This is a genomic window from Salinibacterium xinjiangense (assembly GCF_014645015.1).
Lineage (GTDB): Bacteria > Actinomycetota > Actinomycetes > Actinomycetales > Microbacteriaceae > Rhodoglobus > Rhodoglobus xinjiangensis.
Genome location: NZ_BMLC01000002.1, coordinates 580140 through 590947, shown reverse-complemented (window position 1 = coordinate 590947; position 10808 = coordinate 580140). Strand labels below are relative to the sequence as shown.

Below are 10808 nucleotides of genomic sequence, written 5' to 3'. Positions count from 1 at the left end.
GGAGAAACCGTGATCGACACGCTGCGCCGCAATCCTGACCGCCTGCACCTCTCGCTCATGCTCGCGCTCACCTTCTCGACCGGTGTGATTGACGCTGTCGGGTACCTCGGCCTCGACCGCGTCTTCACCGGCAACATGACCGGCAACGTCGTGATTCTCGGGATGGCGCTGACCGGAGCAGACGGTTTGCCGATCATCGGCCCGATCATCGCACTCGTGCTGTTCATGCTCGGCGCTGCGGTCTCGGGCAGGACCCTCAGGCCTGTCGCCGGCGGCTGGTCGGGCCGCTCCACCGTGCTGTTTGCGATCGTCGGGCTCGTGCTCGCCGCCGCCGCGGTGCCCATGCTCGTGATCGCCGACCCGATCGAACCCGTCAAGCTCGCCGTCACCGGAGCCCTCGGTCTCGCGATGGGGATGCAGGCCGGTGCCGCCAGGCATATCGGTGTGAAGGATGTCACCACCGTCGTCGTCACCTCGACAATCGTCGGGCTGGCCTACGACTCGGTGTTCGCCGCCAGGAGCAAGGGTCACCCGTGGCCGCGCCGCGTGCTCGCGATCGCCCTGATCGGCGCCGGAGCCGCGGTCGGCGCGCTCCTGTTGCAGATTTCCCTCCCTGCCGGAATCCTCGTGGCCGCCGGCATCACCCTGCTGACCACGCTCGTCGGCCATCTCGGGCGACCACACGCCACCGGCACCCCCGCCGAGTAACCGCTGCCGGGCGAAGCACCCCCGCCGCGGCATCCGGTCCCCGCTGCCGCCGCTCCTTCCGCCCGCTTCCGAAATGACGGAGTTGCGGCATCCTGCCCGTTCACTGAACGCACTATCACGCGGCAAACCCTGCCCGTCCCGTCATCTCGGAACGAGAACTCCGTCATTTCGGAAGGCCGGGGTGGGGCGAGTCGCGGATGGATGCCGCGTCAGTCGTCTGACCAGCTGGCGACGAGTCGCGAGACGTAGGAAGTCGCCGGCGCCTGCACGAGCTCACGAACCGTGGCGCGCTGCGTGACGCGCCCGCGCTCGATGACGACCACATCGTCTGCGAGGGCGACCACATCATCGAAGAGATGTGTGACGAGAATCGTCGGTCCGCCCCACTCCCGGATGTGCCGGCCGAGCTCTGCGCGCACCTCCTCGCGGATCTCGACGTCGAGGGCCGCCAGAGGCTCGTCGAGCAGCAGCAGTTTAGGATCGCTGGCGAGCGCCCTGCCGAGTGCGACACGCTGGGCCTGCCCACCGGAGAGCTGTGGTGGGCGGCTCGAGGCAAGGTCGGCGATACCGAGCCGGTCGAGCCATTCGAGCGCTGCACCACGCGCCGCGGCCCGCGGCACTCCGGTGGAGCGCGCGCCGAAGGCGACGTTCTCCAGCACGCTCAGGTGCGGGAAGAGCAGGTAATCCTGGAACATCACCCCGACGCGACGATGCTCGGTCTCGACATGCGTCGAGTCGTCGTCGAGCACACGGCCGCCCACGACGATCGAACCGGAATCGAGGTCGATCATGCCCGCGAGCATGCCCAATGCCGTCGACTTTCCCGCGCCATTCGGTCCGAGCAGGGCGAGCGTGCGGCCAACGGTGACCACGAGCTCCAGGTCGAGGGTGAAGGCTCCACGCGCGAGCCTGAGCCGGGCCGCAACGCTCATGCCGTTACCCCCGGCACCCAGCGGTCGCGCAGGCTGACAAGGGCGGCGGCAGAGATGATCATCAGTACGAGCGAGAGGGCGATGGCGGCATCCGGATCCGTCTGCAACTGCAGGTAGGTCGCGATCGGCAGGGTCTGGGTGACACCGGGGAAGCTGCCGGCGAAGGTGATCGTGGCACCGAACTCGCCCAGCGCGCGGCAGAAGCACAGCAGCGCACCGGCGGCGACTCCGGGAAACACGAGCGGCAGTGTGATGCGACGGAAGATCGTGAACCTCGACGCCCCGAGGGTGGCTGCTGCCGTCTCGAACCGTCGATCGGAAGCTCGAAGGGCACCCTCGACGGCGAGCACGAGGAAAGGCATCGCGACGAAGACCTGCGCGATGACCACAGCCGCCGTCGTGAACGGAAGCTGGAACGGAAGGAACTGCCCGAGTAACCCCCTGCGGCCCAGCAACAACAACAGTGCGACACCGCCGACCACGGGAGGCAGCACGAGCGGCACTGTGACGAGCGCACGGAGGAGTCGTCGCGGCACGGCGGCCCACTGTGCCGACCTGGCGAGCACGAGGGCGAGCGGAATGCCCAGCACCAACGAGATGGCCGTCGACATCAGGCCCGTGGCGAGCGACAGTGCGAGAGCCGAACCGACGCTCGGCTGGGCGAGAAGTTCGGGCAACTGCGACCAGGGAGCCCGGACGACCAGGGCGACCAATGGCAGCCCCAGCAATGCCAGTGCGAGCCCCGCGGGAACCCACAGGGCAGGCGACAGGAAGCCCTGCCGCTTACGGCGTGCCGAACGCTGCACGGTCAAGGATCTTCTTTCCGGCCGGAGAGAGCACATAGGCGACGAAGGCCGCGGCCGCATTCTTATTGGTGGATGCCGCAAGCTGGACGATCGGATACTTTCCGACGGCGGTTGACGCCTCGGAGAACTCGATGCCTTCGACCTTATCCCCGGCAGCGAGCACGTCGGTCTTGTAGACCAGCCCAGCATCGACCTCGCCGAGTTCGACCTTGGTCAGGACTGCCTTGACATCCTGCTCCAGCGTGTCCGGGGCTGCCACGATTCCGGCACCATCGAACACCGTCTTCGAGGCCGCACCGCACGGCACCTCCACCGCGCAGATAGCGATGCTGAGGTCGGGGTTGGCGAAGTCTGCCAGCCCGCTGACACCGCCGGGGTTTCCCGCAGGAACCGCGATCTCGAGAGTGTTCGTCACAAAGACGGTCGGCTCACCGTCGGTGAGCGCGGCGTCAGTGACCGTTTTCATGGTCGTGCCGCTGGCCGCAGCGAAGACGTCGACGGGTGCTCCCTCGACGATCTGGGTCGCAAGCGCCGAGCTGCCGCCGAAGTTGAAGGCAATATTCACATCGGGGTGCTCCTTCGTGAACGCGTCCGCGATAGCGCCGAATGTTTCGGTGAGGGATGCTGCGGCGAAGACATTCACGGTTCCGGTGAGGGTGTCTTCTGCGGTGGGCTCCGGGGTGGGCTGGGTCGCGGGGGCAGCCGAGCATCCGGCCAGAAGCAGCCCTGCGGCGACCAGGGTTACGAGCGCGCGTTTCATTTATGTGCCTCCGGTAGTTCGATGACAACGGTCGTAGCCTTCACGCTCGCGGTTGCGAGGGTGCCAGGTTCGAGTTGGAGCTCGTCTGCGGCTTCTCGGCTCATCAACGAGACGATTCGGAACGGCCCAGCCTGCAACTCGACCTGCGCCATGACGCCGTCTTTGACGACCCTGGTGACGATGCCGGTGATCCGGTTGCGCGCCGAGGCCTTCGATGTGGGGAAGGCCGCCGCGAGCGCAGACTCGGTCGCAAGCTCCTGCGCCAGGCCCGCGAGCTCGAGGCCGTCGACCAGCGATCGTCCGTTCGCACCGGAAACGAGCGTGAGCCTGCGTGCCTCTGCCCATCGGCGCACGGTGTCATCGCTGACTCCGAGCAGGGCCGCCGCTTCGATCACGGTGAATCGCGTTGCTGCCATCCCGTCCTTCTTCCGTATTCGCGTGCACTTTATTCTATTAGATCCGCGAATGCGGTCAGATGCGGGATGAAGCACGGCAGGCACGAGAATAGGATTATGGATCTCCGCTACTCGCGCCAACTCGCGCTGCCCGGCTTCGGAGCCGACGAGCAAGCCCGGCTCGCGGCATCCAGAGTGCTCGTGATCGGCGCTGGCGGCCTCGGCAGCAGCGTAATCCCCTCCCTCGCGGCGGCCGGAGTCGGAACCATCGGCATCGTCGATGATGACACGGTCGAGCTGAGCAACCTTCACCGCCAGCTCATCCACGGCATGGCCGATGTGGGTCGCAGCAAGGTCGCCTCCGCTGTTGCGGCCGTCGCGGCCCTCAATCCAGAGACGACGGTCATCGCCGTGCCGGAACGACTCACGGCGGCCACGGCCCTCGAACTGTTCGCCGACTTCGACCTCGTGCTCGACGGCAGCGACAACTTCGTGACCCGATACCTCGCGAGTGACGCTGCCACCCTCACCGGCATCCCGCTGGTCTGGGGTTCCGTTTCGCAATACGGCGGGCAGGCGAGCGTCGCAGTTCCCGGCGGGCCCGGATACCGGGACCTCTTCCCCTCGCCTCCCCCACCCGGTTCCGTGCTCTCGTGTGAGGCCGGCGGCGTGATGCCCACCGTCGTCGCGCTGGTCGGTTCGATCATGTCGACGGAGGCCATCAAACTCATCACCGGCATCGGCGCTCCGCTCACCGGTCGCGTCACGATCGTGGACGCGCTCACGGGTTCATTCCGCGAACTATCGTTCGCGAAAGACCCGACGGCGGCCCCGATTACGAGCCTCATCGACTACGAGACGTTCTGCGGGGCATCCACCGCCGACGGCATAACCCCGGCCACACTGGCCGAGCGAACCGACGAGTTCACGCTGCTCGATGTGCGCGAACCATGGGAGGCGGTGCTCGTCTCGCTTCCCGGCTCGACACTCATCCCGCTCGGCAGCCTCTCGCAGCGCCTCGCCGAGATCGACAGCTCGAAACCGGTCATGGCCTACTGCCACCACGGCGTGCGATCAGCGGGAGCCCGCGCCATCCTGGCCGCCGCCGGCTTCGACGCCAGCCACCTCACCGGCGGAATCGACGCCTGGGCCGTCGACCTCGACCCGGCGATGACGCGGTACTGATGGCCCACGCGACCGTCGCCGAACACGCAGCCCACGTCGCGGCACTGCTCAGCCCCGCGCTCGAACCCCGCACCGAGAGTGTTGCCATCGACGACGCGCTCGGCAGGGTGACCGCAACGTCTGTGCCATGCCCCGTCGACCTCCCCCTGTTCGATAATTCCCAGATGGATGGATTTGCCGTGCGGTCCGCCGATCTGGCGACACTGCCCGCGACCCTCCCGATCGTCGGCGAGATCGCGGCGAGACCGAGTGATCCGCTGCCGCTGCTGCCGGGATCCGCGGTGCGCATCATGACCGGCGGCGTCATGCCCGCGGGGGCGGATGCCGTGGTTCCGGTCGAGGACAGCACCGATGACGGCGCTTCCGTCACGATCACGCGCGCACGATCGGCGGGTGAGTATGTTCGCTACCGGGGCAGCGACATCCGCCAGGGCGACCGGCTGCTGCCGCATGGGCTCAGGCTCGGCTCGCGACACCTTGCGGTGCTGGCCGCGGCCGGGCTGACCTCGGTTCCCGTGCTCGCGCGGGTGCGGGTGGCGATCATTACGACCGGTTCCGAACTCATCCAGCCCGGTGCTGTGCCCTCGCTGGGGCAGGTCTTCGACTCCAATGCGACGGCGCTGGCCGCGGCGGTGCGTGCGACGGGAGCGGTCGTCGCCTTTCGCTCGCACGTGCTCGACGACCGCGCCGCGATGTTAGCCGCGCTGGAGCAGGCCGCGGCATCCGCGGACCTGATCTTCACCTCGGGCGGCATCTCTATGGGCGAGTACGAGGTGGTGCGCGAGACCCTCGAACCGCTCGGCGCGAAGGTCGGTCACGTCGCCATGCAGCCCGGCGGCCCACAGGCGACTGCGGTGTTCGAGGGCGTGCCCGTGATCTGCTTTCCGGGCAACCCGGTCAGCACGCAGATCTCGTTCGAGGTGTTCGCTGCCCCGCTGCTGCGCGACGTCGGCGGGGTTGCGGCCCCAGCACGACGGAGGCGCACGCTCACGGCGGGCACCGCGTCCATCGCCGGGAAGCGGCAGTTTCTGCGAGGAACGGCCGTGGGTGAGTCTGCCGTGACCCTGGCGGGTGGGCCCAGCTCGCACCTCGTCGCCGGGCTCGCGGCATCCGACCTCCTGGTCATCGTGCCTGAGGATGTGACGGAACTCGTCGCGGGCGATTCCGTGGAAACATGGGAACTATGACCGACGCGACCCTCAGCCATCTCGACGGCGATGGGCGTGCACGCATGGTCGACGTCAGCGATAAAGCTGTCACGAAACGCACAGCGATCGCCACAGGCAGATTTTCGAGCACCGCCGAGGTGATAGCCCTGGTGCGCGCCGACGACCTGCCCAAAGCCGACGTGCTGTCTACGGCCCGCATCGCCGGAATCCAGGGCGCCAAACGCACGAGCGACCTGATCCCGCTGTGCCACCAGCTCGCGCTGAGTTCGGTGACCGTCGACTTCTCCCTCGACGACACCTCGATCGAGATCACCGCCACCGCGACGACGACCGGCAAGACCGGCGTCGAGATGGAGGCACTCACGGCCGTCGCTATTGCGGGGCTGACCCTGCACGACATGACGAAGGCCGTGGATCCGTTCTCCGTACTCGGCGACATCAGGCTGGAGTCCAAGACCGGCGGCAAGAGCCGCAGTGCCGTGCGCGCCTCCGCGGCCGCGGTCGTCGTCGCCTCCACGGGTGGGGCCGCCGGCACCCGTGACGACACGACCGGCCCGCACATCGCCGACTGGCTCACCCAGCGCGGGTGGACTGTGGATGCCGTCACGGTCGTCGCCGATGCGGATGTCGCTGCCGAGCTCGCTCGTGTCGTCGCCACCACCCCCGCGCTGGTCATCACCACGGGCGGCACCGGCATGAGCCCGACGGACCAGACTCCCGAGGCCACTCGTGCGGTGCTCACGCGCGAGCTGCCCGGAGTCGCCGAGGCGATCAGGGCTCGCGGAATCGCGAAGACCCCCACCGCCGCTCTCAGCCGCGGGCTCGCCGGCACCGCAGGCAATACCGTGATCGTCAACCTCCCGGGCTCGACCGGTGGCGTCAGGGACGGGCTCGCCGTGCTCGATGAGCTGCTCGACCATCTCATCGCACAGGTGGCCGGTGGTGGCGCGCATGAGTGATGTGCTGGCGCAGATCACTGGCGAACCGCTCGACCAGGACAGGTTCGAAGCCTTTGTGCTCGACAGCGCGAATGGTGCCGTCGTCACGTTCCGCGGGGTCGTGCGAGATCATGACCACGGGCAGCCCGTGTCAGCGCTCGACTACCAATCGCATCCCGAAGCGCAGCGCTTCCTCGAGGAGTGCTGCGCCGCCGTGGCAGCCGAGTCTGGACTGCGGGTGGCAGCCGGCCATCGCACGGGATCGCTGGCCATCGGGGATGTTGCGCTCGTGGCATCCGTCGCCGCACCGCATCGCGCCGAGGCCTTCGCTGCCTGCGAGAAGCTCGTCGAGTCGATCAAGCATTCCGTGCCGATCTGGAAGCGCCAGCATCTCGCGGGCGGCGCGACCGAGTGGGTCGGGCTGTAGCCGGCACTCAGCTGCCGGGGCTCAGCCGCCGGCGAACGGCGGCAGCACGTCGACGCGCAATCCCAGCGCTCGTGAGTCGTCGCGGCTCACGACGCCGTCGACGAGAAACGATCCAGAGGCGAGCACCCTCGCCATCGCGTCGCCATAGCGGTCGATGAGCACCGACCGCAGTGCCCCGACCGTCGCGACACTGGGCAGCGACTCCTCGACGACACCCGCCGCGTCCGCGGCCGCGGCGAAGTAGCGCACCTCAACCACCGATCGCCCCCATGCTGCGCACCGGGCGCTGGAAGTCTGAACGCTCCATGCCGTGACCTTCCTGCTTGCCCCACATCGCGGCCCGCCACCACTCGGCGATCGTGGCATCCGTCGATCCGTTGCGAAGCAGCGCGCGCAGGTCGGTCTCATCGTCGCCGAACAGGCAGGAGCGCACGGTGCCCTCCGCCGTCACACGGGTGCGATCGCAGGCCGCGCAGAAGCTGCGCGTCACCGAGGCGATGATCCCCACGGTGGCGGGGCCGCCGTTGTAGGTGTGCCCCTCGACGAGCCACTCTTCGGCCGGGTCTGACGGATCGTCGCGGTGAGGCTGCGTGAGCGTGAATTTCGCGCTGAGCACGTCGAGCAGCTCGGCGGCGTCGACCATGTTGTCGCGGGCCCAGGCTTCGTCGGCGTCGAGCGGCATCTGTTCGATGAAGCGCAGCCGTGCGCCATTCGCGAGCGCCCACTCGAGGAGGTCTGCCGCCCCACCGAGGGTGTCGCGCATGAGCACGGCATTGATCTTCAGCGGAGCGATTCCCGCCCGCTTCGCTGCATCAATCCCGGCGAACACGGACGGCAGCCTGTCCCGGCGAGTGAGCCTCGCGAAGTGATCGCGGTCGACAGTATCGAGGGAGATGTTGAGCCTCGTCAGGCCGGCCCCCACGAGCTCGTCGACTCGCTTGTCGAGACCGATGCCGTTGGTGGTCATGGAGATGGATGCCCCACCGGCGACCGCGGAGCTCAGCCCGATGATCTCCACCAGGTCTGCACGCATCAGCGGCTCACCGCCCGTGAAACGGACGTCGTGTACGCCCAGGTCCCGGACGGCGATGCCGACGAGCCGCGCGATCTCCGTCGGGGTGAGCAGGTCATTGCGGGCGATCGCGGGAAGCCCAGCCTCGGGCATGCAATACGTGCATCGCAGCGAACATTTCTCCGTGACCGAGATACGGAGGTCCCGGGCCGTGCGCCCATGGCTGTCGATGAGCCCCGCGACATCCGGTCGCCCGGCAATCGACGGCATCCGGGCGGGGTCGCGCCGGATCATGGGCAGGCCGAGCGACAAAGTCATTACGTAAGCCTACGTCTGTGGGCCTGAGGGTTCGGTACCCTGAAGCATGGCCATCTTCTCCCGCGGTTTTACGGGTCGCCCCCGCGAGGCGCAGCCCGACCTTCCCCCCGGTCAGTTCCTCACCGAAGACTTCCCCGTGCTCTCCGCCGGCCCCACCCCGACGATCGCTGAAGCTGACTGGTCGTTCACGATCAAGACCGAGCTGGGTGCCACGCACTCGTGGTCGTGGGATGAGCTGCAGGCGCTGCCCTTCGAAGACGTGCACACCGACATCCACTGCGTCACCCGCTGGTCGAAGCTGGCCACGAACTGGCGCGGCGTCTCGATGGACACCCTGTTCGCCGACGTCGAGTCGAGCTACGACTACGTCATGGTGCACTCCACGGGTGGCTACACCACGAACCTGCCGCTGGAAGACATACTCGACGGCCAGGCCTGGATCACGACCGAGTTCGACGGCGAACCGCTTGAGCCAGACCATGGTGGTCCCGCCCGCATGATCGTGCCGCACCTCTACTTCTGGAAGAGCGCCAAGTGGGTGCGTGGAATCACCATGCAGCGCAGCGACGCCCCCGGTTTCTGGGAACAGAACGGTTATCACACCTACGGCAACCCGTGGCGTGAAGAGCGGTACAGCTAGGTGACTCGTTAGATGAGTCCACGCGACTGGCTGGTGGGCACCGTGGTGTCTGCGACACAGCAGACCCCGAACGCGAAGAGCATTGTGCTGGATGTGCCGGGCTGGCATGGCAGCACCGCTGGCCAGCACGTCGACGTACGGCTCACCGCACCCGACGGCTACACGGCGGTTCGTGCGTACTCCCTCGCCTCCACGGGGCCGGGCCAGCAGGTGGAACTCGCGGTCGACCTGATCGACGACGGCGAAGTCTCGCCCTACCTCGTCGAGGAGTTGCGTGCCGGCGACCAGCTCGAGTTCCGCGGACCCCTGGGCCGCTGGTTCGTCTGGAAGCCAGAGCAAACGGCTCCCGTGCAACTCATTGCCGGTGGATCCGGTGTGGTCCCCCTGCTCGCGATGATCCGTGCGCATACCGCCGCAGGCAGCTCCGTGCCCATGCGGCTGCTGTACTCCGTGCGGTCGCCCTCCGACCGCTTCTTCGCCGACGAACTCGTCGCGGCATCCGGTGTCGACCTCACCCTCGTCTACACACGCGAAGTTCCCGACGGATGGCCCATGGCGCCCGGTCGCGTCACGAAGGAGCTCATCGCCTCGACGACGACCCCCGCGACCGCAAACCCCGCGGTGTTCGTCTGTGGCCCCACGGGATTCGTGGAGGCCGTGGCATCCGCCCTCGTCGACCTCGGACACGATCCGGTCTCGATAAAGACCGAACGCTTCGGCGGCAGCTAGAGCAACCCGGCTATCGGCTGGCCCGCCCGCCGCGCCTGCTGTACGCGATACACAGGGCAGCGATCGCGAGGATGAACATGGTCAGCGCGACGATATACGTGACCACGCTGCCCCAGCCCGCGGTCGCCGGGTCGATGAACGGATACGGATAGGTGTCGGTGAACACGCCACGCACCAGCGTGAATCCGAGCCAGAGCACCGGGTAGCCGATCGGGATGAGAAGGGTGCGCCACGGGAGAGGGGGTCGCCCGGGCGCGAAGAGCCAGTCGAGCGCGATGAAGATCGGCACCCAGACATGCAGCACCTCGTTGGGCCACTGCAGGCCCTGGAATCCCTCATAAGGGACGCTGCGCAACAGCAGGTTGTAGACGCCCGCAGTGACGACGGCATAGGCGACGATCGACATCCTGATCGAGGTGTACAGCACGGTGTCGCGCCGGTGGCGCAGCGCCATCACGCCACCCACGAGCAGCACGACGATGTTGATGAGACACGACTGAATCGTGAAGTAGCTGAAGTATTCCCTGGGATCGAACGCGTTGTTGAGCAGGCGGTCTGTAATCTGAATGACCACCGTGACCAGCACGAACATCCCGACGGCGATCCGGATGGCACCGAGAAGCCGGCGACGCCGCGTGACTGGTTCGGTGTCCCCTGTGTTCTTTGCGTTCTCGACATACTCTGCGCGGGTTCGCGCCTGCTGGAATGTGTTCACGGCCGTTGTTCGGAGCCGCAGGCGGACACGATAGTCACCTCTTCGGGGCACTCCCCGGTCGTCGACCCTGCGCT

The 10808-nt window shown here is 67.5% G+C and carries 14 protein-coding genes; 7 read left to right on the top strand and 7 right to left on the bottom strand.

Going from position 1 to position 10808, the window contains the following annotated elements:
- Window positions 1-9 precede the first annotated feature (9 nt).
- Entirely contained in the window at window positions 10-708 is a 699-nt protein-coding gene (locus IEW81_RS09525) for a YoaK family protein (protein WP_229671333.1), read from the top strand.
- Window positions 709-917: 209 nt separating this feature from the next.
- Here the strand turns inward: IEW81_RS09525 and IEW81_RS09520 are convergent, their stop codons facing one another.
- Genes IEW81_RS09520 through IEW81_RS09505 form a run of 4 tightly spaced genes read right to left on the bottom strand, consistent with a single transcriptional unit; the run spans window position 918 to window position 3622 of the window.
- A complete protein-coding gene (locus tag IEW81_RS09520) occupies window positions 918-1640 on the bottom strand; it encodes an ABC transporter ATP-binding protein (protein ID WP_097059670.1) in 723 nt (240 codons plus the stop codon).
- On the bottom strand, window positions 1637-2482 hold the full coding sequence (locus IEW81_RS09515) for an ABC transporter permease (protein ID WP_097059669.1): 846 nt from the start codon (window positions 2480-2482) through the stop codon (window positions 1637-1639). Before IEW81_RS09515 ends, IEW81_RS09520 begins: the two co-directional genes overlap by 4 nt.
- The gene (modA, locus tag IEW81_RS09510; RefSeq protein WP_097059668.1) at window positions 2424-3206 is read right to left on the bottom strand and encodes a molybdate ABC transporter substrate-binding protein; all 783 of its coding nucleotides are present in this window, start codon (window positions 3204-3206) and stop codon (window positions 2424-2426) included. The genes IEW81_RS09515 and modA overlap by 59 nt, the downstream gene beginning before the upstream one ends.
- Window positions 3203-3622 carry a TOBE domain-containing protein gene (locus tag IEW81_RS09505; RefSeq protein ID WP_097059667.1) on the bottom strand — a complete coding sequence of 140 codons (420 nt, stop codon included), beginning with the start codon at window positions 3620-3622 and terminating at the stop codon, window positions 3203-3205. Before IEW81_RS09505 ends, modA begins: the two co-directional genes overlap by 4 nt.
- Window positions 3623-3718: 96 nt before the next feature.
- Here IEW81_RS09505 and IEW81_RS09500 point away from each other — a divergent pair, with 96 nt between their 5' ends.
- The 4 genes from IEW81_RS09500 to IEW81_RS09485 are packed head-to-tail and all read left to right on the top strand — an operon-like array spanning window position 3719 to window position 7320.
- On the top strand, window positions 3719-4786 hold the full coding sequence (locus IEW81_RS09500) for a ThiF family adenylyltransferase (protein ID WP_229671331.1): 1068 nt from the start codon (window positions 3719-3721) through the stop codon (window positions 4784-4786).
- A complete protein-coding gene (locus IEW81_RS09495) occupies window positions 4786-5973 on the top strand; it encodes a molybdopterin molybdotransferase MoeA (protein ID WP_097059665.1) in 1188 nt (395 codons plus the stop codon). The genes IEW81_RS09500 and IEW81_RS09495 overlap by 1 nt, the downstream gene beginning before the upstream one ends.
- A complete protein-coding gene (gene moaCB / locus IEW81_RS09490) occupies window positions 5970-6914 on the top strand; it encodes a bifunctional molybdenum cofactor biosynthesis protein MoaC/MoaB (protein WP_097059664.1) in 945 nt (314 codons plus the stop codon). Before IEW81_RS09495 ends, moaCB begins: the two co-directional genes overlap by 4 nt.
- Complete coding sequence (locus tag IEW81_RS09485; protein WP_097059847.1) at window positions 6907-7320, top strand: molybdenum cofactor biosynthesis protein MoaE; 414 nt, start codon at window positions 6907-6909, stop codon at window positions 7318-7320. The genes moaCB and IEW81_RS09485 overlap by 8 nt, the downstream gene beginning before the upstream one ends.
- Window positions 7321-7341: 21 nt before the next feature.
- On the opposite strand, the gene IEW81_RS09480 is transcribed toward IEW81_RS09485, so the two are convergent.
- Both IEW81_RS09480 and moaA read right to left on the bottom strand, forming a co-directional pair.
- A complete protein-coding gene (locus tag IEW81_RS09480; RefSeq protein ID WP_097059663.1) occupies window positions 7342-7578 on the bottom strand; it encodes a MoaD/ThiS family protein in 237 nt (78 codons plus the stop codon).
- The gene (gene moaA, locus IEW81_RS09475; protein ID WP_097059662.1) at window positions 7571-8650 is read right to left on the bottom strand and encodes a GTP 3',8-cyclase MoaA; all 1080 of its coding nucleotides are present in this window, start codon (window positions 8648-8650) and stop codon (window positions 7571-7573) included. The genes IEW81_RS09480 and moaA overlap by 8 nt, the downstream gene beginning before the upstream one ends.
- Before the next feature lie 46 nt (window positions 8651-8696).
- On the opposite strand from moaA, the gene IEW81_RS09470 reads away from it, so the two are divergent.
- Both IEW81_RS09470 and IEW81_RS09465 read left to right on the top strand, forming a co-directional pair.
- A complete protein-coding gene (locus tag IEW81_RS09470; RefSeq protein WP_097059661.1) occupies window positions 8697-9290 on the top strand; it encodes a sulfite oxidase-like oxidoreductase in 594 nt (197 codons plus the stop codon).
- A 12-nt stretch (window positions 9291-9302) separates the two neighbouring features.
- Complete coding sequence (locus tag IEW81_RS09465; protein ID WP_097059660.1) at window positions 9303-10019, top strand: ferredoxin reductase; 717 nt, start codon at window positions 9303-9305, stop codon at window positions 10017-10019.
- 10 nt (window positions 10020-10029) lie between these two features.
- Here the strand turns inward: IEW81_RS09465 and IEW81_RS09460 are convergent, their stop codons facing one another.
- A complete protein-coding gene (locus tag IEW81_RS09460; RefSeq protein ID WP_143544613.1) occupies window positions 10030-10734 on the bottom strand; it encodes a Pr6Pr family membrane protein in 705 nt (234 codons plus the stop codon).
- Between the last annotated feature and the right edge of the window lie 74 nt (window positions 10735-10808).

What these genes read in the sequence shown, in the direction of transcription:
- IEW81_RS09520 (WP_097059670.1), bottom strand. Translation starts at nt 1,640, where the DNA reads ATGAGCGTTGCGGCCCGGCTCAGGCTCGCGCGTGGAGCCTTCACCCTC.
- modA (WP_097059668.1), bottom strand. Translation starts at nt 3,206, where the DNA reads ATGAAACGCGCGCTCGTAACCCTGGTCGCCGCAGGGCTGCTTCTGGCC.
- IEW81_RS09500 (WP_229671331.1), top strand. Translation starts at nt 3,719, where the DNA reads ATGGATCTCCGCTACTCGCGCCAACTCGCGCTGCCCGGCTTCGGAGCC.
- moaCB (WP_097059664.1), top strand. Translation starts at nt 5,970, where the DNA reads ATGACCGACGCGACCCTCAGCCATCTCGACGGCGATGGGCGTGCACGC.
- IEW81_RS09515 (WP_097059669.1), bottom strand. Translation starts at nt 2,482, where the DNA reads ATGTGCTCTCTCCGGCCGGAAAGAAGATCCTTGACCGTGCAGCGTTCG.
- IEW81_RS09485 (WP_097059847.1), top strand. Translation starts at nt 6,907, where the DNA reads ATGAGTGATGTGCTGGCGCAGATCACTGGCGAACCGCTCGACCAGGAC.
- IEW81_RS09505 (WP_097059667.1), bottom strand. Translation starts at nt 3,622, where the DNA reads ATGGCAGCAACGCGATTCACCGTGATCGAAGCGGCGGCCCTGCTCGGA.
- moaA (WP_097059662.1), bottom strand. Translation starts at nt 8,650, where the DNA reads ATGACTTTGTCGCTCGGCCTGCCCATGATCCGGCGCGACCCCGCCCGG.
- IEW81_RS09465 (WP_097059660.1), top strand. Translation starts at nt 9,303, where the DNA reads ATGAGTCCACGCGACTGGCTGGTGGGCACCGTGGTGTCTGCGACACAG.
- IEW81_RS09495 (WP_097059665.1), top strand. Translation starts at nt 4,786, where the DNA reads ATGGCCCACGCGACCGTCGCCGAACACGCAGCCCACGTCGCGGCACTG.
- IEW81_RS09470 (WP_097059661.1), top strand. Translation starts at nt 8,697, where the DNA reads ATGGCCATCTTCTCCCGCGGTTTTACGGGTCGCCCCCGCGAGGCGCAG.